Source organism: Kocuria sp. CPCC 205258, from assembly GCF_040981005.1.
In the GTDB taxonomy this organism is placed as follows: Bacteria; Actinomycetota; Actinomycetes; order Actinomycetales; family Micrococcaceae; genus Kocuria; species Kocuria rosea.
Map to the genome: position 1 here is coordinate 219,512 of NZ_JAVKPS010000001.1, position 21,926 is coordinate 241,437.

17 protein-coding genes and 1 tRNA gene are annotated in these 21,926 nt (G+C 70.9%); 9 read left to right on the forward strand and 9 right to left on the reverse strand.

Annotation, left to right across the window (positions count from 1 at the left end):
• Nucleotides 1-29: 29 nt before the first annotated feature.
• From RF644_RS01035 to upp, 5 genes are all read right to left on the reverse strand, one after another.
• Nucleotides 30-1,214, reverse strand: coding sequence for an FAD-dependent monooxygenase (locus RF644_RS01035; RefSeq protein ID WP_368794997.1), 1,185 nt, complete (start codon nt 1,212-1,214; stop codon nt 30-32).
• A 12-nt stretch (nt 1,215-1,226) separates the two neighbouring features.
• A complete protein-coding gene (locus RF644_RS01040) occupies nt 1,227-2,213 on the reverse strand; it encodes an aldo/keto reductase (RefSeq protein ID WP_368794998.1) in 987 nt (328 codons plus the stop codon).
• 53 nt (nt 2,214-2,266) lie between these two features.
• Nucleotides 2,267-2,806 carry a histidine phosphatase family protein gene (locus RF644_RS01045; RefSeq protein WP_017833923.1) on the reverse strand — a complete coding sequence of 180 codons (540 nt, stop codon included), beginning with the start codon at nt 2,804-2,806 and terminating at the stop codon, nt 2,267-2,269.
• Between the two features lie 96 nt (nt 2,807-2,902).
• Nucleotides 2,903-3,724: a winged helix-turn-helix domain-containing protein gene (locus RF644_RS01050; RefSeq protein WP_368794999.1), complete on the reverse strand. Its 822-nt coding sequence runs from the start codon at nt 3,722-3,724 to the stop codon at nt 2,903-2,905.
• 507 nt (nt 3,725-4,231) lie between these two features.
• A complete protein-coding gene (upp, locus tag RF644_RS01055; RefSeq protein WP_031283230.1) occupies nt 4,232-4,867 on the reverse strand; it encodes a uracil phosphoribosyltransferase in 636 nt (211 codons plus the stop codon).
• An 88-nt stretch (nt 4,868-4,955) separates the two neighbouring features.
• On the opposite strand from upp, the gene tadA reads away from it, so the two are divergent.
• Together tadA and RF644_RS01065 are read left to right on the forward strand one after the other, a co-directional pair.
• Complete coding sequence (gene tadA, locus RF644_RS01060) at nt 4,956-5,501, forward strand: tRNA adenosine(34) deaminase TadA (protein ID WP_368795000.1); 546 nt, start codon at nt 4,956-4,958, stop codon at nt 5,499-5,501.
• A gap of 29 nt (nt 5,502-5,530) precedes the next feature.
• A tRNA-Ser gene (locus RF644_RS01065) sits at nt 5,531-5,620 on the forward strand.
• A gap of 182 nt (nt 5,621-5,802) precedes the next feature.
• On the opposite strand, the gene RF644_RS01070 is transcribed toward RF644_RS01065, so the two are convergent.
• From RF644_RS01070 to RF644_RS01085, 4 genes are all read right to left on the reverse strand, one after another.
• A complete protein-coding gene (locus RF644_RS01070; RefSeq protein ID WP_368795001.1) occupies nt 5,803-6,582 on the reverse strand; it encodes a hypothetical protein in 780 nt (259 codons plus the stop codon).
• A 151-nt stretch (nt 6,583-6,733) separates the two neighbouring features.
• Nucleotides 6,734-7,060 (reverse strand): PAAR domain-containing protein, encoded by a 327-nt coding sequence (locus RF644_RS01075; protein ID WP_368795002.1) that lies wholly within the window; start codon nt 7,058-7,060, stop codon nt 6,734-6,736.
• Nucleotides 7,057-8,769: a PASTA domain-containing protein gene (locus RF644_RS01080; RefSeq protein ID WP_368795003.1), complete on the reverse strand. Its 1,713-nt coding sequence runs from the start codon at nt 8,767-8,769 to the stop codon at nt 7,057-7,059. Before RF644_RS01080 ends, RF644_RS01075 begins: the two co-directional genes overlap by 4 nt.
• Nucleotides 8,770-8,998: 229 nt before the next feature.
• Entirely contained in the window at nt 8,999-10,267 is a 1,269-nt protein-coding gene (locus RF644_RS01085) for a hypothetical protein (RefSeq protein WP_368795004.1), read from the reverse strand.
• 239 nt (nt 10,268-10,506) lie between these two features.
• Here RF644_RS01085 and RF644_RS01090 point away from each other — a divergent pair, with 239 nt between their 5' ends.
• From RF644_RS01090 to RF644_RS01120, 7 genes are all read left to right on the forward strand, one after another.
• The gene (locus RF644_RS01090) at nt 10,507-11,130 is read left to right on the forward strand and encodes a response regulator transcription factor (protein ID WP_368795005.1); all 624 of its coding nucleotides are present in this window, start codon (nt 10,507-10,509) and stop codon (nt 11,128-11,130) included.
• Nucleotides 11,131-11,239: 109 nt separating this feature from the next.
• Nucleotides 11,240-11,956 carry a DUF4255 domain-containing protein gene (locus RF644_RS01095; RefSeq protein ID WP_368795006.1) on the forward strand — a complete coding sequence of 239 codons (717 nt, stop codon included), beginning with the start codon at nt 11,240-11,242 and terminating at the stop codon, nt 11,954-11,956.
• Nucleotides 11,953-14,028: an AAA family ATPase gene (locus RF644_RS01100; protein ID WP_368795007.1), complete on the forward strand. Its 2,076-nt coding sequence runs from the start codon at nt 11,953-11,955 to the stop codon at nt 14,026-14,028. Before RF644_RS01095 ends, RF644_RS01100 begins: the two co-directional genes overlap by 4 nt.
• Nucleotides 14,029-14,040: 12 nt before the next feature.
• On the forward strand, nt 14,041-15,510 hold the full coding sequence (locus RF644_RS01105) for a M15 family metallopeptidase (RefSeq protein ID WP_368795008.1): 1,470 nt from the start codon (nt 14,041-14,043) through the stop codon (nt 15,508-15,510).
• Nucleotides 15,511-15,624: 114 nt separating this feature from the next.
• Nucleotides 15,625-16,383: a DUF4157 domain-containing protein gene (locus RF644_RS01110; protein ID WP_368795009.1), complete on the forward strand. Its 759-nt coding sequence runs from the start codon at nt 15,625-15,627 to the stop codon at nt 16,381-16,383.
• A gap of 107 nt (nt 16,384-16,490) precedes the next feature.
• Nucleotides 16,491-19,919 (forward strand): hypothetical protein, encoded by a 3,429-nt coding sequence (locus RF644_RS01115; protein WP_368795010.1) that lies wholly within the window; start codon nt 16,491-16,493, stop codon nt 19,917-19,919.
• 413 nt (nt 19,920-20,332) lie between these two features.
• Nucleotides 20,333-21,904: a phage tail sheath family protein gene (locus RF644_RS01120; RefSeq protein WP_368795011.1), complete on the forward strand. Its 1,572-nt coding sequence runs from the start codon at nt 20,333-20,335 to the stop codon at nt 21,902-21,904.
• The last annotated feature ends 22 nt before the right edge of the window (nt 21,905-21,926 follow it).

Consider the following 21,926-nt stretch of genomic DNA (forward strand, 5'->3'; position numbering starts at 1 on the left):
CGGCCGCTGCGGCCCGGGCCGCGGACGGCTCAGGCCGGAGCCGCGGCGAGCGCCCGGACGTCTCCCCCGGCGCGCCCCACGAGGCCGCGGGTCACCACGGTGTCGAGGCCCGGGAGGGCGGCCAGGCGCAGCGCCAGGCGCCGCGCCTGGCGGCGGGCGCGGGAGGACGGCAGGAACCACTGCGCCCCGCCGCGGGCGACGCGCTGCTTCTCCGCCACGACCGGCCGCCAGACCCGCTCCCAGCCCGTCAGCGCCTCCTCGACCGACCCGGCGCGGTCGAGCCGCTCGGCGAGCAGCCACGCCCCGGCGATCCCCAGCGAGGCGCCCTGGCCGCCCAGCAGGGACACCGCCTGGCCCGAGTCCCCGAGCAGCACGACCCGGCCGCTGCTCCACCGCGGCAGCTCGACCTGCACCACCTGGTCGTAGTAGAGCCGGTCCCCGCCGGGACAGGCCGCCAGGACGCGGGGCACGATCCAGCCCAGCGAGCCGTGGACGGCGCGCAGGCTCTCCCGGGGGTCGGCCGGCAGGGACGGCGCGGCGGCCCGGTGCACGGCGAACACGGCCAGGCGCCCGTCGCGCAGCCCGTAGAACCCCATCGCCCGGTCGATGCTGTCGGTGAGGCAGAAGCGGTCGCCGACCTGCCGGCACGCCTCCGGGTCGTCGACCACGAACGCCGCCGTGTGCAGGCCCAGCCAGCGGCGGAAGCGCTCCTCGGGCCCGAACGCGGAGCGCCGCACGGCCGAGTGCACCCCGTCGGCGCCGACCACCAGGTCGGCGTCGAGCACCGTGCCGTCGTCGAGCACCGCGCCCGCCCCGCCGGGCCGCTGCCGGACCCCGACGACGCGCCGGCCGTAGCGGAGCTCCGCGACGCCCCGGGCGTGCTCGCGCAGCACCCGCTCGAGATCGGGGCGCATCACGCTGACCAGGTGCCCGTCGAGGGCGTGGGCGAACCGGGCGAACGGCAGCCCGGCCCGGTCGCGGCCGCGGTCGTCCACGTAGCTGAGCCGCTCTACCCGGTAGCCGAGCTCAAGGACCGCCGGGAGCACGCCCATCTCCTCGGCGGCGTCCCAGCCGGGGCCGAAGAAGTCCATCATGTAGCCCTGCTCCCGCGGGCGCGGCGCCCGTTCCAGGACCACCACGTCCCAGCCCCGCCGGCCCAGGCACCCGGCCAGGGCCAGTCCCGCGATGCCCGCCCCGCAGACGACCGCGCGCACGGCCGGCGCCGCTCAGTACCGGTCGCCGACGGCTGCCACGCCGTCCAGCAGGGTCAGGTCCTCGGCCGTCAGGCGCAGGTCCGCGGCCGCGGCGTCCTCCCGCAGGTGGCCGGGGTCGGTGGTGCCGGGGATCGGCAGCACGTGCTCGCCGCGCGCCGTGGTCCAGGCGATCGCGACCGCCGCGGGCGAGGTCCCGTGCCGGCCGGCGACTTCACGGAGGGGCGCCAGCACGGCGTCCTCGTTGGCGGCCATGGCCTCCGGCGTGAACCGGGGGTTGCGCGAGCGGAAGTCGGAGCCGGAGAACTCCCGGCCCGCGAGGGCGCCGGAGAGGTAGCCGCGGCCCAGCGGGGAGAAGGGGACGAACACCGCCCCGTGCTCGGCGCACCACCCGATGACGTCCCCGGAGGGGTCCCCGTCGGCGGTGGGGCCAGACCCCTCGGGGTTGCGGGTCCACAGGGAGTACTCCGACTGGACGGCCGCGACCGGGTGGATGGCGTGCGCCCGCTCGGCCTGCTCCGTGCTGACCTCTGAGAGCCCCAGGTGGCGCACCTTGCCCGCGGTCACGAGCTCGCCCATCGCGCCCCAGGTGTCCTCGAGGGGCACGTCGGGGTCCACGCGGTGCAGGTAGTAGAGGTCCACCGTGTCGGTGCGCAGCCGGCGCAGGCTGTCCTCGATCGAGCGGCGCACCTCGTCCGGGTGCCCGCAGCGCTCCGTCCGGGGCGGCTCCAGGGAGGCCGCGCGCAGCCCGGTCTTGGAGCAGAGGAACACCTCGTCCCGGCGCGGGGCGAGGGCGGCGCCGACGAGCTCCTCGTTGGCTCCCCCGCCGTAGAGCACCGCCGTGTCCACCACGTTCATGCCGAGGTCCACCGCGAGCCCGAGCACCTCGTGCTTGCGCCGCTCGGTCAGCCCGTGCCGGTCGTAGACCCAGCTCAGACCCATGGCCCCGAACCCGATCGCGCCCACGCGGTCCCCGGACGGGGTGAATTCGATCTGTCGCATCCAGTGCTCCTTCGTCGGTCCGGCCGCCGCGACGGCGCCCGGAGGGCGGCCGGTCAGCGGTCTCCCGCGGACGGTCGCGGCACCGTGAAGTCCACCAGGCGGGCGTCGGCGCCGTCCAGTCCGGCCCAGGTGCCGGGAACCTCCAGGACCGCCAGCCCGGAGGTGGGGCAGCCGTCGGCGAGGGCCATGACGGCGTCGTAGTCGGAGTCCGGTGTGGCCAGGCGGAGGGCGGCGTCGCGCAGACCGGGCAGGTGGCCGATGAGGAGCAGGGACTCCACGGTGTCCGGCACGTGGTTGAGCACCGCGATGATCCGGCTGTCCTGGGCCGCGTAGAGGGACTCGTCGAGCCGGGCGGTCGGGGCGAGGTCGCCGAGCTCGCTGCACACCCACGTGCAGGTCTGGCGCGCGCGCAGGGCGCTCGAGCACAGGATCATGTCCGGCACGTGCCCGTTCGCCAGCAGCCAGCGCCCCGCGGCGGCGGCGTCCGCGGCCCCGCCGCGGTCCAGGGGGCGGTCGTGGTCGGCCACGCCCCACGGGTGCTCGGCCTCCGCGTGGCGCATGAGGACGAGCTTCTTCCGGTCGTGGCGGGTCATCGGTTCATGATGCCACGCGTCCGCCGGGCACGGAGCGACCCCGGCTCCTCCGCGTCGCGGGACGGAACCGGGGCCGGCACGGATCGGGGACGCGGATCAGATGGAGTACTCGGGGGCCGCCCACACGACGACCTCGGGGTGCTCGTAGAAGCGGTAGCCCTGGCCGCGGACGGTGCGCACGGTGTTCGCGAGCCGGCCGAGCTTGGAGCGCAGGCGCCGGATGTGCACGTCGATGGTCCGCTCGTTGGGCACCTCCTCGGAGTCGCGCCACAGGCTGTGCAGCAGCTCGTGGCGGCCCACGGTCCGGCTGCCGTTCTCCACGAGGTAGTTCAGCAGCTCGAACTCCTTGAACGTGAGGTTCAGGAGGCCGCCGTCGAGGAAGACCTCCCGGCGGGAGAGGTCGATGAGCACCCCGGTGGACTGGCTGGTCTTCGTCTCGGGCGCCGGCGCGGGCGCGGGCGCCGTGGGCCGCACGGCCCCCGAGGTGGGGTCGCCCAGGGCGTTGCGCACGACCTCGAGGTCGGTGCCGGCGGTGTTGGCGGGAGCCAGCGCCACGGCGGCGTAGGAGTCGGCCTGCGGGACCAGCTGCTGGGCGTACGCCCGGATGCTCTGGACCATCTTGACCAGCGAGGTGCCGCTGGCCGCCGCGGTCTCCTCGTCGAGACCCACGTAGATCACGAACCCGCGCGCCTCGTTCTCCTGCACCTGCGGACGCGGCGCCGCGTCCCGCTGCAGGCGGGTGGGGAGCGGGGTCTCGCCCGGCGCGGCCGGCATGGGGCCGATCGTGCTCCGGAGGCTACGGTAGTCGGCGGGGGCGGTCTGCCCCCGCTCGGGGGCCGCGGCCGGACCGCGGACAGCACGGGCCTCGCTCGTGCGGTTGCGCTGGGAAATGTGCACGTATCCCGGTGTGCCTGGCATCTGGTGCCCCTCGTCTTTCCGTCGTGCGGCGGACGAGGTTCCGTCCGCCTGAGTCGATCCGCCCCTCGGAACGGCCCCGCCGCTCCCAGCTCCCGAACCGGCCCGCTCCGTGGTGGTCGGGGAGGGTCCCCGCGAAGCTGGCAAATTCCTGACAGTGGCGTTGCTCTCATGGTCCACCAGCCCCCTGGATCCCGCAAGTAATATTCGAGGCGCTATCTCACGATGCGAGATTCGAACGACGGCTGTCCAAGTGCTCCGCCAAAATGAACCTCCTTCACCTTGCGGCTGGGATGCCGTTTTCCGCCCGACCCCCGGGATATCAGACCTCTGGGACGATCCGGGGGCTTTTCCTCCCCTCAAGCAGGTCCCGCCTCTGTTGTCAAGACCGCTTCACCGGTGAACTCTTCGTATCACGATGTGGACACATGGCCGGAGGGCGAAAAAAGGCCCGCCGAGGACGTCGGCGGGCCTTTTCGGCGCGTGGTCTGCGGTGTCACGGGACGGCGGTCAGTCGACCACGCCGTAGAGCCGGTCCCCGGCGTCCCCGAGGCCCGGGACGATGTAGGCGTTCTCGTCGAGCCGTTCGTCCCTCGCAGCCAGGACGATGTTGACCTCGGAGTCCCCCAGCTCCTCCTCGAGGGCGGCCAGGCCCTCGGGGGCGGCCAGGAGGCAGACGCACGTGATCTGCTCGGCCCCGCGGCGGTAGAGGAACTTGATCGCCTCCCGCAGCGTCCCGCCCGTGGCCAGCATCGGGTCGAGGACGAAGACCTGGCGGCCGGTGAGGTCGTCGGGCAGCCGCTCGGCGTAGGTGATGATGTCGAGGGTGTCCTCGTTGCGGGCCATGCCGAGGAAGCCGACCTCGGCCGTGGGGATCAGCCGGGTCATGCCCTCGAGCATGCCCAGGCCCGCACGGAGGATCGGCACGACCAGCGGCCGGGGCTTCGACAGCCCCACGCCCGTGGTGCGCGTGACCGGCGTGTCGATCTCCACCGGTTCCACGCGGACGCCCCGGGTGGCCTCGTACGCGAGCAGCGTCACGAGCTCCTCGACGAGCAGGCGGAACACCGGGGACGTGGTGTTCTTGTCCCGGAGCACGGTCAGTTTGTGTGCCACCAATGGGTGGTCGAGAACGGTCACTCGCATGGACCAAAATTACCATCGGGCCACGGGGGCGCCCCGCCCCCTCGCCGGACCCCGCCCGGCCCGGCGACCCGCCCAGGAGGAGAACCGCATGGCACTGCCCCCGCGCACCCGCTCCGAGGCCCGGGCGGAGGAGTGGATGCGGCTGGCCCTCGCCGAGGCCCGGGCGGCGCTCGGGACGCAAGACGTGCCGATCGGCGCCGTCGTGGTCGGCCCGGACGGGACGGTGGTCGGCCGGGGCCGCAACCGCCGGGAGGCCGACGGCGACCCCACCGCCCACGCCGAGATCCTGGCGCTGCGCGACGCCGCCCGCGCCCTGGGCTCGTGGCGGCTGGACGGCTGCACGCTGGTGGTGACCCTCGAGCCCTGCGCGATGTGCGCGGGCGGGATCGTCCTGGCCCGCGTGCCCCGGGTGGTCCTGGGCGCGTGGGACGACAAGGCCGGGGCGGCCGGCTCCGTCCTCGACGTGCTCCGGGAGCGGCGGCTCAACCACTGGGTGGAGGTGACCGGCGGCGTCCTGGCCGAGGAGTGCTCCCGGCTGCTCCTCGACTTCTTCGCGGAGCACCGGCGCGGCGGGGACGACAGCGCCGGGCCCGCCGCTCCCGGTCCCGCCGCCCCCGCGGGTTTTGGCGGTTGAGCTCGCCAGCCGGTACAGTACTGCGAGCTGGTGACGTGTCCGAGCGGCCGAAGGTGCATCACTCGAAATGATGTTTGGTGTTAAAGCCAACGAGGGTTCAAATCCCTCCGTCACCGCCATGTGATGTCCCAGGACATCGAAAAGGCCCGAACCCGCAGACCGTGGGTTCGGGCCTTTTCCATGCCCCGGGCCGGTCGTCACCGGCGGGGTCGACGATGGGTCCTGAGGAGCTCCCTCGTGGTGGCGACGAACACGGTGCTCATCCCGGGCAGGTGCGTGCCACCGCTGACGTCGAGAACGCTCAATAACTGACCCGGTCGGGCTTGTGGTCCACCTGGAAATGCGCGATCTCGAAGGGCAGGTAGTCGACGTTTGGATCACTGCCCTGCATGTTGTACGTGACGGAGAAGCGGGTGCCGTCGGGCTGGTCCCAGATATAGAAGTAGTTCTCGTGGAAGGTGCTCGGCTCACCGAGTTTGGCCACCAAATCCTGGGGGGAGTCGCTCCAGGCGACACCCAGCGGCGGTTCCATGGGGTGGTCGTTCTTGACGATCACGCTAGTGACGTCGGATCCCGTGTCTGTGACGATCTCCACCGCCCCACCGTCGCACAACCAGTGTCCGTACATGCCCACGTAACAGCCGTGGGCATTCGAGTACTGCAGGAACTCCTGGCCCTGCAGCACGTTGACCCCCAGCAAGGCGGTCGGATCATCGGTGAGGGCCGTTGGAGCGCCGTGCTGCTCGCCCCCGTCCTCGGGTCGGTTGGGAGATCCTCGGGTTTCCGGAGACGACGGGACGATGGTGTCCTCGTTCGCGGACGGCGCGGTGATCCGGGGCGATGACCGGTCATCACCTCCATCGGTCGAGCGGACCGGGAACGAGCGTGCGTCCCGGTCAGCCGAGGGTTCTTCGTCTCCTCCGGAAGCACACTGAGTTAGCGCCAGGCCTGTCCCCGCCAGCAAGAGGGACAGCACCGTCCGGCGGGGCTTGCCCCAGCTCTTGCACCGGGGGCGCCGGTCCGCACCCTCGTTGCTCCGATGGTGCATCGGTGCGGCGCATTCGCCGTGGTTGAGCCACATGTGGAGATCACCTTTTCAGAACAGGACATGGCAAGGACACCTGATCCGCCCGGGGCCGCCGCATGGTGCATGACCAGGGATCTCAACGGTCCGACGGCACGGCATCCGACGTCGAGCTGACCAGAGATCTGCGCATTCCGGCTGCACGTGCTCAACCGCCGATGATGACGGTCGGCATTCCCGGACCCGGTGCGATCGGAGCCCCGTGCATCGTCAGGTCCCCCAGCCGCGCCGCGGGGAATCCTCCGATGAGCACCGTCATGCTGCCCATCGCGATGCCGTTGGGCGCCGGCGAGACGCAGACGATGCCCCCGGGCATGCCGTTCGCCACGGCGGCCGGCATGCCGCCGATCAGCACGGTCATGACGGCCGCCACGGGGGTGATCGGCCCGCCGACGTGGGGCTTCGGCCCGTCGGTGAGCGGGCACAAGGAGACGTCTCCCGCGCGAAGCGCTGGCCCTGTGGGCATGCTCCTCATCCTTTTCTTCGTATGGAATCAAGATCGGTTCCTGGCGCCGCTCCATGGGGATTCATGAGGGCGACGTACCCGCCTTCCAGTGCGGATTCGACGCTGCGCCGCCGGGCCACATCCCCCGCTGAGGCCTCATGCGGCGTTGCGGAGGGCCCGACCACAGCGGAAGGCGTTACCACGGGTCCTAGGGAGATCCGCAGGGTCACCACGTCGCCCTCGCTGACCTCCGTGCCGGCCGCAGGATCAGTGCTCACCACGTGGCCCTCCAGCACCGCCTCGTCGAAGACGCTCTCCCCGCGCTGCGGCTCGAGCCCCGCCTGGACCAGCTGCTGCTCTGCCGCGGACGCCTCCATCTCCACCACATCCGGCAGCGCGAACCCCTCCGGTCCCAGGGAGACCCGCAGGGTCACCACGTCGCCCTCGCTGACCTCCGTGCCGGCCGCAGGATCAGTGCTCACCACGTGGCCCTCCAGCACCGCCTCGTCGAAGACGCTCTCCCCGCGCTGCGGCTCGAGCCCCGCCTGGACCAGCTGCTGCTCTGCCGCGGACGCCTCCATCTCCACCACATCCGGCAGCGCGAATTTTTCGGTCTTCTGGGGCGTCTCTGTACTCGGGGAGGTGCTTGGCTTCGAGGTGTCGCCGGACCCGGGGGGTCCCGTGGAGATCGTGAGCACCACCGTGGTGCCCTTCTCAACCATCGTGTCGGCCGCGGGTTCGGTGCCTACCGCCTTGCCCGCCAGCACGTTCTCGTTCTCGGCCTCTTCGCGTAACGGTTCGAGTTCCGCGTTGCGGAGGGCCGCCTCGGCGCTCGCGGCCATCATTCCGGTTACATGCGGAACGGGGACCGTGGACGACGGCCCGCGGCCCTGGGAGACGGTGAGGACTACCGTGGTGCCTTCCTTGACCTGTGTACCGGCCGCTGGATCGCTTTCCACGGCTGTGCCGTCCGGCACCTTGGCGTGGAAGACCTTCCTGACCTGCGGCACGAGTTTCGCGTTGCTCAGGGCCGCCGCGGCGGCTGTGGCCTCCGTCCCCGCGACCGCGGGCACTTCGACGTCGTCCGGTCTGAGTTGCAGGAGGACGATCAGGGCCAAGGCGACCGCCACCAGAGCCATGAGAACCTTGGGCGTCCAGGCAGGCAGAACGGGATCCTGGTACTGCGTCCCGGCAAGAGCGAGTTCCGGTCCCTCCTCCGGGGTCACCAAGACCGCGAACGGGTACGCGATGGGAGTACCCCGCCAGAGCCGTTTGACGGGCTCTGCGCGGACCTCGGAGGACCATGTGCTGCCCGATTCCATGGTCAGGCTCGATTCGCCCAGTGCGAGCTCCAGTCCGTCGGAGGCGCTCTTGGCGGCGAGGGCCACGGCCACGGGGGCATTGCCGCGGTTGTCCACGACAACCCGGTACGTCCCGCCCCTCCTGCCCTTCGTGGACTGCGGGGACAGCTCCGCGACGGTGTCGTAGAAGGACAGCAGCTCCACGACGCCTTCGGGCACCGCGGCGTTCTCCGGTCGCTTGGCAGGCCTGACGTGCACTCCGTACGGGTGCTCACCCGCGGGCACTGCTGAGGACCGCGGGGGCCGGAGGGTGACCACGGCGGTGGACGTCTGCCCCGGATACACGGAGACGTGCGTCGGCTCCACGGTGGACCACTCCGCCAGGTCCCCGACCACCTGGAAGGTGTAGTCCTCGACGATCTCCGAGTCGTTGCGCACCGACAGGGTGACCCTGCTCTCCTGGCCGGCCTCGAGAGTGGTGCGGGGCGGTTCCAGGCCGGCCGTCGTATCCATCAGGTCCTCCCAGAGCGGCGTGCTCGTGACGAGCGTACGGCGGGGCGGCCGGGTGCCAGGCTCGGCGCAAGGCCGGGTTTGCAGGCATCCTGCCTGCCCGTCGGGGCATCCCCGGGTGCCCTGAAAGGCACGGAGGCCTCCGGCGTAGGAGTCGTCAGCCTTCGGGAGCGACGCCCAGGAGCTCCGCGGTCACCTCGCAGGGGTCCGTCAGCGACAGCAGCTCGTCGTCGGCGCTGTCGCACCGCAGATCCAGCTGGACCTCCTGACCGGCGTTCGCCGCGACTCCCCGTTCTCCCAGCGAGAATTCCTGTTCCCCGTCCTGGATCTGGCTCATGGGGAGCTGCTGGGTGATCGGGATGCCGTCGATGCTGAGGACGAACACGCCCTCGTCCCCGGACGAGGTGCGCAGGACCACGCTGGTGAAGACGGTCCCGTCCTGTTCGACCTCACGCACGGCCTGACCCAATTCCCCTTCGGGCTCCGCGTCGGCCGTGAGCTCCAGGGAGATCTCCTCGAGCTCTCCCTCCGTCCCGCCACCACCCTGTCCACCACCCCCCTGGCCCTCTCCGGTGTCCTCCTGCCCCTGTTGCGGGTCCGCGCCGACGAGACGCTGGCACGCCTCGAACTGACCGACGACGGCCCCCTGAATGCACGGCACGACCCGCGCGAACAGGTTCTGGAGCACACCCGTGGCGATGACCGCCCCGAACACCAGCAGGGCGACGACCCCGAGCACGATCAGCCACTTCACGATCTTCGGGGACCACCCGGGCAGGACCGGGTCCTGCCGGTGCGTGCCGGTGAGCATGGTTCCCGGTCCGCCGTCCGGGCGCAGCTCCACGGTGAAGGGGTGGGCCGTCTGCGTGCCGCGCCACATCCGTTGCCGTGGGCGCACCCGGAGGTCCGCGGACTGCACCGTGCCCGGCTGGATGGTCAGGGCGGGTGCGCCGAGGACCAGGTGCAGCCGCTCCTCCGGATCACTGGGCACGAGTTGCACGGTGATCGGGATGTTGCCGCGGTTGTCCACGGCCACCCGGTGCTTGCCGCCCCGGCGGCCCTCGGAGGTCCGGGGCACCAGCTCGGCGGAGGTCTCCCAGAAGGGCAGGACCTCCAGGGATCCCTCCGCCACCACGGAGTCCTGCGGGTGCTGCGCGGGCAGGACCTGCACCCCGTACGGGGCGTTCCCGGCCGACACCTCCCAGGACCTCGGAGGACGGAACAGGACCGTGGCCGTGGCGGACTCCCCGGGGTACACCGACACCTTCTCGGGCTCGACCGTGGCCCACCGGTCCAGCCGCCCCACCACCCGGAACCGGTACTCGTCGACGACGTCCCGGTCGTTGCGCACGGTCAGCGACACGGACGCCGCACCGCCCGCGTCGAGGCTCGCCCCGGACGTCTCCAGCGTCGCCGACGGACTCATGGTTCCTCCTCGGGATTGACGCGCCGCAGGACCGGCGCCACTCCCGTGCGCCCCCCCTGCGCCTCGAGATTATGACCGTCCGTGACCCGGCCGGCACGGCGATCGGCCGTCTTTCGGGGCATTCTCCCTGCCCGTTGAGTCCTTGTTGAGCGCACGGTGAGCGACCCGATCTACGTTCATGCCGAAGCATCGGATGGAGGAGCGCCGCGGACCGCCGGGCGCCGGATCGAGGAGCAGCCATGGAACCGATCACCGTTCACGTCCACGCGTGGGACCCGATCTCGGCGGCCGGCGTGGTGAGCGAGCTGCGCCCCCGCCCGGAGGTCCGTGTGGTGGGGGTCCAGGACGCGGACCGGGCCGCCGTCGTCGTGGTGGTGGCCGACTCCGTGGACGACGAGGCGCTGAAGCTGCTGCGGGTGGTGCAGCGGCAGGGGACGGCGCGCTCGGTGCTCGTGGCCGGGCGCCTGGAGGAGGGGGACCTCGTGAAGATCGTGGAGACCGGCGTGGTGGGCATCGCCCGCCGGTGCGAGGCCACCCCCGACCGGCTCGTCACCGTCATCACCGCGGCGGCCTCCGGGGAGGGGTGCGTGCCCCCGGACCTGCTGGGCCGGCTGCTGGAGCAGGTGGGGCGGCTGCAGCGCCACGTCCTGGGCCCGCGCGGCATCATGTTCACCGGTCTCGCGCCGCGGGAGGTGGATGTGCTGCGGCTGCTGGCCGACGGCCTGGACACCGCGGAGATCGCCCGCCGGCTGGCGTACTCGGAACGGACCGTGAAGAACGTGGTGCACGACGTGACCACGCGCCTGCAGCTGCGCAACCGCTCCCACGCCGTGGCCTACGCCCTGCGGGAGGGGCTGATCTGAAGAGCTGCCCGGAAGGGCAACGACGGCTTCCCCCACGACGGCCCGGCACCGGTCCCCCGCGGCGCGGCGCCGCCGCCACAGTGGATCCCGTGACGAGGAGGGCCGATCGGTGATAGCCCAGGTGGACGACGCGCTGCGCACCCTGGTCCGGACGCAGGCCCTCGGCGGCGCCGAGGTGGAGGTGGCCTTCGACGCCCCGACCAAGGACTGGGCCGCCCGACGCAACGCCCCGACCGTGAACCTGTATCTGTACGACATCCGGGAGGACCTGCGGCGCCGCGAGCGCGGTCTCGCCGACGAGCGGGACGAGGACGGGACGGTGCTTCGGCGTCGCCCCGCTCCCCGCCACTTCAAGCTGTCCTACCTCGTGACGGCGTGGACGCAGCGGCCCGAGGACGAGCACCTGCTGCTCGACCAGCTGCTGCGCTGCTTCCTGCACTACGAGGCGCTGCCCGACGAGCTCGTCACGGGGCAGCTTGCCGAGCCCCGCCTGCCGGTGCCGATGACCGTGGGGCTGCCCCCGCCGGAGGACCGGGCGTTCGCGGACGTGTGGTCCGCGCTGGGCGGGGAGCTCAAGCCGTCCCTGGACGTCGTGGTCATCGCCCCGGTCGAGACCGGCATCGTGTACGACATCGCCCCGGCCGCCTCCGCCGGCACCGTGGTGGACATGGCCGACCGCACCGGGACGGCCGCGGACATCGGCCGACGTCGCGTGCAGCCGCCGGTTCCCACGGCCCCGCCGGAGAACGGGGACGCCGAGGACACCGGGACCGGGACGGCACCGGAGGAGCCCCGGGGCCCGGCCCCGCGCCGGAGGAAGAAATGACCGGTACGGCGAGCCTGGCCCACCTGCTGGGCCGGGTGGGAGTGGTCGAGGAGCGCATCCGGCAGCTCGTAGCTGAGCGCCGCGCGGAGGACCCGCAGCCAGACGACCCGTTCCGCGGCCTGTACCTCAGCGAGGAGGCCGTGGACCGGCTGCTCGGCACCGCGCGGAGGGCGCCCCGGCCGGTCGAGGCGTCCCCCAGGTGGGCGGAGTGCGAGCGGGCGGCGGACCGCGCGCAGGAGAACGGGCACCGTCTCCGGCTGCGGGAACTGGCCACCGCCCTGGGCCTGACCGACCTGGACGTGGACCTCCTGCTCGTGGCCCTGGCCGCCGAACTCGACCCGCGCTTCGAGCAGCTCTTCGGCTACCTCAACGACGACGTCACCCGGCGGCGCCCCTCCGCCGGAGTGGCCCTGGCCCTGTGCGGCGCCGCCCTGTCCGACGCCGGGGCCCGGGCCCGGCTGCTGTCCGGGCCCCTCGTCACCGGGGACCTGCTGGTCCTGGAGGACCCCGACCGGCCCCTGCCCGGGCGGGCGCTGCGGGTCCCGGAGCGCGTCGTGGGGCACCTGCTCGGCGACGACACCCCCGACCCCGACCTGACCGCCGTGCTGACCGCCCCGGCCGAGGTGCCGTGGGGCGATCCCACGCCGCTCGTGCGAGCCCTGCGCGCCGGGGTGCTCCTGGCCTACCTCAGGGAGCCCGCCACGGGCTCGGCCCGGGTCCTGGCCGCGGAGGCCCTCCGGGCGCAGGGGCACGACGTCGTGGGTCTGGACCTCACCCGTTTGGCCGGGGAGCGCGACGCCGCCGGGCTCGTGGCGCTCGCGGTCCGGGAGGCAAGGCTGCGCGACGCCGGCATCGTGGCGGGTCCCGTGCCGGCCGTGACCGATCGCCCGGCGCTGCTGCGGGCCCTGCGCGCCGACCCGCAGCCCGTGCTGCTGTTCGGGGACACCGCCTGGGACCCGGTGTGGACGGACCGCCCGCCCGTCGTCGTCGACGTCCCCGCCAGCACCGCCGCCGAGCGGACGGGGCTCTGGCAGGAGGCGCTGGCCGGGGTGCTGCCCGGGCCGGAGATCCTGCGGGCCACGGCCCAGTTCCGGCTCGGCCCGGAGCAGGTGGCCCGGGCCGCGCGCACCGCCCGGGCGCAGGCCGCCCTCGGTGCCGACGGCGCCCTGACCGGCGCGCACCTGCAGGCCGGGGCCCGCGCCGAGAACGGCTCGGCCCTGGACCGGCTCGCCCGCAGGGTGGACCCCGCCGTCGGCTGGCCCGACCTCGTCCTGCCGGAGCCCGTGCTGCAGTCCCTGCGGGAGCTCGCCCTGCGGGCGCGCCACCGCGAGCAGGTGCTCGGCGACTGGGCCATGCGTCCCGGCGCCGGCCGTGGCCACGGCGTGGCCGCCCTGTTCGCCGGGGACTCAGGCACCGGCAAGACCATGTCCGCGGAGGTGGTGGCCAAGGAGCTGGGACTCGACCTGTACGTGGTGGACCTCGCCACCGTGGTGGACAAGTACGTCGGGGAGACCGAGAAGAACCTGGAGCGCATCTTCACCGCCGCCTCCGGGGTCAACGGGGTGCTGCTCTTCGACGAAGCCGACGCCGTCTTCGGCCGCCGCTCCGAGGTCAAGGACGCCCACGACCGCTACGCGAACATCGAGAGCGCCTACCTGCTCCAGCGGATGGAGACCTTCGACGGTCTCGTGGTGCTGGCCACGAACCTGCGCGCCAACATCGACGAGGCCTTCACCCGCCGCCTCGACGTCATCGTGGACTTCCCTCTGCCCGACCCGGAGCACCGCGCCCTGCTGTGGGACCGGTGCCTGGGCCGGCTGATGGCCCGCGCCGAGGACCTGGACCTCGACTTCCTGGGACGGGCCTTCGAGCTCGCGGGCGGCGGGATCCGCTCCGCGGCCGTGACCGCCGCCTACCTCGCCGCGGAGGCCGGGGCCCCGGTGACCATGGCGCACCTGGTCACCGCCGTGCAGCGCGAGTACCGCAAGCTCGGCCGGCTCACCCTCGAGAGCGAGTTCGGCCCGTACTGGAGCACCCTGACGGCGGCCCGCGCGCCGCGGCCGGGGGCTTGATCGGAGCGGATCATGCCGACGACACACAGCGCGGCCGTCCGGCGGGGTGACGGCCGACGGCGCGCCGTGCCCCGGGCCGGTGCGGGACGGCGGCCGGAGGACCGGCAGCTGTCCCTGGGCCTCCTGCCGCTGCTGCGCAGCGCGGACCTCGGCACCCGGGCCCGCTCCCTGTGGCAGGTGCAACGACAGGCCGGCAACCGGGCCGCCCAGGTGGTGCTCCAGCGCCAGGCCGTCACCGACGCCCAGCAGTGGGCCCAGGACTGGGCCGCCTACCCCGCCCAGCAGCGTCACTTCCAGGGCCAAGGCCGCCCAACCGGCACCCCGCGACAGCGCTACGACGTGCTGGCCCCGCTGTACAAGGCCCGTGGCATCCCGCGGCCCATGGTCTACCTGGCAACCTCCATCACCACTGCGCGGTTCTTCGGGTTCTCGACTCCCGCGCACGTCGACCTGGCCGCTGCCCTGCGAACCGCCGAGGCCACGCTGCGCGCCGGGGGCGTCACCGCGGCGCCGGTCACGAAGGTCTGGGCGCTGAACCCGCGCACCACCAGCGCCGGCAGCTGGAGCAACCACGCCGACGGCCGCGCGGTGGACATCGACCCCGGGACGAATCCGCACCTGACGAGCAAGGCCCAGCGGCGCGTCATCACCCTCGTCACCGGCACCGACATGGACGCCGGGAGCCAGGGCTACGACGCGATGAAGAACGCCAGCAACACCTTCAGGATGCTGTACAACCCCGCGGGCCTGCGCTGGCGGATCCTCGTGCTGACCGCTGTCGAGACCCGCAAGAAGGCGGCGGTGTCCACGGCGACGGCCGAGCGCGACCGTCTGCGTGCCGAGCGTGCCTTCACCGCCGCCGCCCGGGCCGCCGCCCGGCAGGAACTGAGGACCCTCCCCCGCGGTCGCCGGGCGACGGCCGAGCAGAAGGCCCTGGCCGCGGAGCTGACCGTCGCGGCCCAGGAACGGTCCGCCGCCCTCACAGCCCTCGACGGGCGGCTGAAGCTGCACGGCGCGACGCTGAAGAAGCAGAGCACCGAGGCGAAGTCGGCTGCGCGGGACCGTGCCCTGCTGGAGAAGCACCTGGCGCGGTACGAGGCGGTGGACAGCGCCCTCGCCGGGCTCGAGACCGAGGTCGCCGTCCTCCCGGCGGCCGTCGCCGCCCTCGAGGCGCAGATCGCCCGCTCCCAGCAGGGCGAGCAGGACAGCAAGGCCCTGGGCGACAACCGCGGGGCCGCCGCGGAGCGCCGGCTGCGGGCCGGGCTGCAGAAGGAGCTGAAGCGGCGAAAAGCCGACCTTGCCCGGAAGACGAAGGACCTCGGGAAGAAGCGCGCGGCCCGGGACCGGGACCCGCTGCGCACGTACGGTGCGCAGGGCTTCCTCAACCTGCCCAAGGAGGTCGTGGAGGCGATGACCGGGGCGGGGCTCCGGTGGGGCGGGAACTGGAAGGGTGCCAAGGACTTCATGCACTTCGACCTCTGACCGGTTTGCCCCTTCGGGCATGATCTGCTGCCCCGGTGGCGGCCGACCGGCCGCTTGTGGGCCTGCCGGACCGGGCGCATGGTGGCCGCAGGGCCCGAGAGGAAGAGACTCGTCATGCACATCCACGATCACGACCAGGGCGAGACCGGGAGCCTGCGGCCGCGGGCGGACCGCGTCGAGGAGAACGCCCCGCCGCAGCTGTGGCGGGCCGCGGCGGCCGGTCGCACCGACGTCGTCGGCCCCGCCGGGATGCTGGCCATGCAGCGGGCGGTCGGCAACGCCGAGGCGCAGCGGCTGGCGGAGGAGGAGCGCTCGCCGGTGCTCGACGTCGTCTCCTCGGGCGGGCACCCGCTGGACGAGCCCGTCCGCACGGATATGGAGTCCCGGCTGGGCCACGACTTCTCGGACGTGCGCGTGCACACCGATGACGCCGCGTCCCGGTCCGCCGCCTCGGTGAACGCCCACGCGTACACCGTGGGCTCGAACGTCGTCTTCCAGCGGGAGAAGTACGACCCGTCCTCCACCGCAGGGCGCACGATGCTCGCCCACGAGCTCACCCACGTGGTGCAGCAGCGCTCCGGGCCGGTGGACGGCACCCCGACCGGCTCGGGCGTGCGCGTCAGCGACCCCTCCGACCGCTTCGAGCGGGAGGCCGCGGCCAATGCCGAGCGGGTGATGTCCGGGCCGGCCCCGGTGACGCCGGCTCCGGCCGCGATCCAGCGGTCGGTGGCCGACGACGCCGCACTGCCTCTCCAGCGGGCCGAGGGCGAGGAAGAGGAGGAGACCGCGCAGGGGTCCTTCACCGAGGACGCCGCCGCCCAACGGGACGTGGTCCAGCGCGCCGAGGGCGACGAGGAAGAAGAGCAGGCCTGAGCCCGGGCCGGCCGCTGCAGATGTCCCTCGTCCATGAGAACGGCGCCCGAACGGGGCCGGCGCGCAGGCCCGAACCCCGTGGTCGCCCGGCGCCGGGCTCGCCCGCCGTGCTGCAGGCCCTGCAGCGCAGTGCGGGCAACGCCGCGGCGTCCGCCTACGTCCAGCGGCTGGCCGAGAGCCCGGGCCCGGTGACGTCGGCTGCGGTCTCCCCGCAGAACGATCCCCGGTTCCAGGCCGTGGCGGCCAAGGTCGCAGGGCAGGGCCGACGGTTGCGCCAGCATCCCCTGCCACGTGCGGAGGCACGGCAGGCGGCCGATGCGGCAGATCCACCGGCCACGGACAAGGAGGCCAAGGCCAAGGCGTCCCGGGCCGACACCATGAGCACGGCAAAACCGGGAAGCTTCGACAAGGCCGGGTTCATCGCCGCCGTCAAGAAGGCGATCGCCGCACAAGCGCCGAAGAACCTCGACGAGGCCGAGAACTTCGAGAAGTCCGGCAAGGCGGAGTCCGTCAAGACCGAGGTCTCCGGCAAGGTGACCGAGGGCAAGAAGGCCTCCGCCCAGGACATTGCGGAGAAGACGGCCGCCGCGCCGGACACCTCCAAGGTGGCGGAGAAACCGGTGACCCCGCTGCGCCCCGAGCCGCAGCCAGCGGCACCCCGGGTGAACACCGCCGCAGCCATGCCCGCCCCCGTGCCCGCCGCGCAGACCGATCTCAGCGGTGATCAGCGGGAGACGGACAACGCCATGGCGGAGGCCGGGGTCACCGAGCAGCAGCTGGCCACCTCGAACGAACCGGAGTTCACGGACGCCCTGGCCGCCAAGAAGGTGGGCGAGGAGCACTCGGCCACCGCGCCGACCGCCTTCCGCGAGGCGGAGGCCGCGCAGCTCGGTGCCGCCAAACAGGAGGCCCAGGGGGCCGGCGCTGCAGGGCTCGCGGGAATGCTCGCCGCCAAGAAGGGCTCGCTGAGCGGGGCCACCGCCGGCAAGACCGCCGCGAAGACCCAGGAGGAGGCGGAGCGCGCCAGGATCGCGACACAGATCAAGGCCATCTTCGACGCCACCAAGACGGACGTGGACGCCATCCTGGGCGGTCTCGATGCCAAGGTCGACCAGGAGTTCTCCACCGGTGAGGCCGCGGTCCGGAAGGCCTTCACCGCGGACCTGAATGCTCGGATGGACGCCTACAAGGACAGGCGCTACTCCGGGGCGATGGGGAAGCTGCGCTGGGCCGACGACCTGTTCGGCGACCTGCCAAAGGAGGCCGACCAGTGCTACGTCGAGGCCCGGGTGGTCTACGAGCAGAAGATGGACGTGCTCATCACCCGCGTGGCCGATCTGATCGGCACGCAGCTGACCGCCGCCAAAGACCGCATCGCCAAGGGCCGGGCGGACATCGAGGCCTATGTCGAGACCCAGCCCAAGAACCTGCGAAAGCTCGCGCAGCAGGCCGCCGGCCAGTTCGCCTCCCAGTTCGACCAGCTCGAGAACGACGTCGACGCCAAGAAGGACGCCCTCGTCGACGACCTCGCCACCAAGTACAGCGAGTCGAAGGCCGCCGTGGAGGAGGAGATCACGGCGATGCAGGAGGAGAACAAGGGGCTGTGGAGCAAGGCCAGGGCCGCAGTGGGCGGTGCGATCCGGACGATCACCCAGCTCAAAGACCTCCTGACCAGCGCCCTGGCCCGAGCCGCGGGAGCCATCGGCAAGATCATCAAGGACCCCATCGGCTTCCTGAGCAAGTTCGTCAACGCCGTCAAGGGCGGCATCGTGCGCTTCGGCGAGAACATCGCACAGCACCTCAAGGCCGGCCTGCAGGGCTGGCTGCTGGGCTCGCTCTCCGCGGCAGGGATCGAGCTGCCGGCCAAGCTCGACCTCAAGGGCATCATCGGGCTCGTCCTGTCCCTGCTGGGTCTGACCTGGCCGGCGATCCGGGCGCGGATCGCCAAGCACGTCCCCGAGAAGGTGATGAGCGGCGTCGAGAAGAGCGTGGCCTTCATCCAGGTCATCCTCAGCGAGGGCGTGGGCGGGCTGTGGAAGTGGGTGGTGGAGAAGCTCGGTGACATCAAGGAGATGGTCATGGGGCAGATCCGCGAGTTCGTCATCACCAAGATTGTGAAGGCCGGCATCACCTGGCTGATCTCGATGCTCAATCCGGCCGCGGCGTTCATCAAGGCCTGCAAGATGATCTACGACGTGGTCATGTTCTTCGTGGAGAAGGCCGCGCAGATCAAGGAGTTCGTGGACTCGGTCCTCGACTCCGTGGAGTCCATCGCCGGCGGCGGGGTGGGCGCGGTGGCCGCATACATCGAGAAGACGCTGGCCAAGATGGTGCCCGTGCTCCTCGGCTTCCTCGCCGGCCTGCTGGGCCTGGGCGGCATCTCCGAAAAGATCAAGGAGATCATCGCGACGGTCCAGAAGCCGGTGGGCCAGGTGGTCGACAAGCTCGTCGCCGGGGCAGTTAAGATCGGAAAAAAACTCATTCAAGGTGCCAAATCCATCGGAAAAGCAATAACTGGCGGAGCAAGATCTGCAGCCCGTGCCGTTGGAAAAAAGCTGGGGCTCTTGAAAAAATCATTCGTTGCCGGCAAAGAATCCCACACCCTCTCCATCAACGGACGGACCGGCACAATATTAATGGCATCCAAAGAAGGGCCCGTTCGAGACCAGGTGCTTAGGTTGGTTCAGGAAAGACGCGGTCGCTGGGAAAAGGAGGGTCGCACCAACGAGGAAATTGATAAACATGCAAATCACATCCTCAATGAAGTTGCCCGCGCTCAGACCCTTATATCGAGCAGTAAAGATTCCGCTCCTGATGTTGCGAAGCAGAAACTCGACCTCCTCACCCCCCTAGTCATCGACCTCCTGATTCGCTTGGGACCCAGCAGTCTCACAGACAAGACCGAGCAGCCCAAGGGTGTTGGTCGCATCCTTCCCCATGGCCAGCAAAAAGGAGATTCGAACAGCGGTGATGTTCCTGACCGACGCCTCGAATCCGAGCACGTCATCCCCGTCCGCCTTGCATCCCTCCTTCTCGAACAACTCGGCGAAACAAAGATCATCAAGAGAGGAAGTGCCGAGGATAAATCCCAACATACCATCATGATTTACCGAGGGGCCGCGCACTCAAAAACAAGAGGAGTTCAAAGCGCAGATTTCCACCTCATACAGCAATTGAAGTCCATAGCACTCAAAGGAACACCTGCCATCGAGGGCCATAATATCCACGCCAGGCGTCGCGCAACAACCATGACTAAAGATGCGATGGAAAGGTCCCGCGCTTACTTTGAGGGCGCCAAGGTACGACTCCGTGAGACTCTCGTGAAAAAATTGCCTGCGATCCTTGCCGCCCGAGCCTCATACACCGCCTCCTGGGTGCAAAAGGAACATCAAGATCCAATCAAACAAAAAGTGCGCGGCCACACTGAACCCTTACCATTGGAAGACCGAGTACGAGAGGCCGCCGCACTGCAGGCCCAAGATATAGTACGCATTATCATAGACCGATTTGAAACAGAGCCACCACATTCCACTTAAAAATCACTGGGCAAAATGTGATAAAGGTGATTTCTGCTTTACGCAAAATTCGAGGTGAGTGGTGCTTCCAGTAGGCAACCTAGCGTCATACAATCTAAAAATTCAGAGGATGCGTTCGGTTTTCTATCATGAACATGGAGCACCCTTGAGGAAAACTATCATCCCTTAACTGCCACCGACTTCGTAGCCTTACTGGTGACATGCCTGAATCATGCATCACTACGACAAATTGCCCTGACATAGGCGTGCAGTTGACGGGCACCCAAAAGCACCTCTGGCTGACATTTACAGGCGCTCGTCTGCCTCTTCGGGCACCCCCTCTTTCCCCAACACGCGGCCCCCCAGCCTCCCGGCACCCCCTCCCTCGGCACGACCCTTGAACCACGATCCGGACTCTGCCGAGGAGAGACACGATGCCCACCTATCTTTCACCCGGTGTCTACGTGCAGGAGGTCGAGGCGGGAACCCGCCCGATCGAGGGCGTGGGCACGGCGGTCGCCGCGTTCGTGGGCCTGGCGGCCAAGGGCCCCGCCAACGAGCCCACCCTGGTGTCCAACTGGACCCAGTTCTCCGAGACCTTCGGCGACTTCGTGCCGGGCTCGTACCTGGCCCACTCCGTCTACGGCTACTTCCTCAACGGCGGCGGCAACTGCTACATCGTGCGGATCGGGGCCGATGGCGCCGAGAGCAACGGCGACGGGCAGAAGCCGAAGGCCAAGCAGGTCAAGGCCGTGGCCGGGCCGCCGATGGCGGAGGTGGCCGGCTACCGCATCATCGGCAAGTCCACCGCGGCCAATCCCAAGCCGATCACGGTCGAGTTCGACGCCGCCGGTGGGGACGGCGCGCCCGAGGACCAGTTCAGGATCACGATCACCGTGGAGGGCCGTCAGCCCGAGGTTTTCGACAACGTGACCACCAAGAAGGGCCCCAACAACGTGGCCACCAAGGTGAGCGCGGAGTCCAAGCTGGTCACGATCGAGGAGGTGCTGAGCGGCGGGGCGCTCACGAAGCCCGACAAGGGAACCGTTCGCCTGGAGCTCCCCGAGCCCGAACCGGAGCCGCCCTCGACCGACACGCTCAGCGCCGACGACTACGTGGGCGACGCCGCGGACCGCACCGGCTTCAGCGGCCTCGAGGCCGTGGACGAGGTCACCATGGTCGCCATCCCGGACCTGGTGGCCGCCTACGAGCAGGGAGCCATCGACGGCGAGACGCTCAAGGCCGTGCAGCTGGCCCTGATCGCCCACTGCGAGCTGATGGGCGACCGCGTGGCCATCATCGACCCCCCGCCGGGGCTGAACGCCCAGCAGATCAAGGAGTGGCGGGTCAACGACGCCGGCTACGACTCCAAGTACGCGACGCTCTACTGGCCGCGGCTCAAGGTCCTCGATCCCTCCGAGGGAGTACACCGGTTCGTGCCGCCCTCGGGCCACATCGCCGGTGTCTGGGCGCGCAACGACGACACCCGGGGTGTGCACAAGGCCCCGGCGAACGAGGTGATCCGGGGAGTGACCAGCCTCGAGACGAACATCACGAGCACCGAGCAGGAGCTGCTGAACCCCATCGGGGTCAACTGTGTGCGCTCGTTCCCCGGCCGCGGCATCCGTGTGTGGGGCGCCCGGACGCTCTCCAGCGACGCCGCGTGGCGGTACGTCAACGTCCGGCGGCTGTTCAACTACCTGGAGGAGTCGATCCTGCAGGGCACCCAGTGGGCGGTCTTCGAGCCGAACGACCCGGCCCTGTGGTCGCGCATCCGCCGGACCATCAGCGCCTTCCTGACGAACGAGTGGCGCAAGGGCGCCCTGTTCGGCACGTCCCCGGACGAGGCCTTCTTCGTGAAGTGCGACGCCGAGACGAACCCCGCCGAGGGGATCGATGCCGGTCAGGTGGTCTGCCAGGTGGGGGTCGCCCCGGTGAAGCCCGCCGAATTCGTCATCTTCCAGCTGTCGCAGTTCTCCGGCGGCACCAGTCTCGTGAACGAATGATCGTCCGGAAAGGAGCAGGACC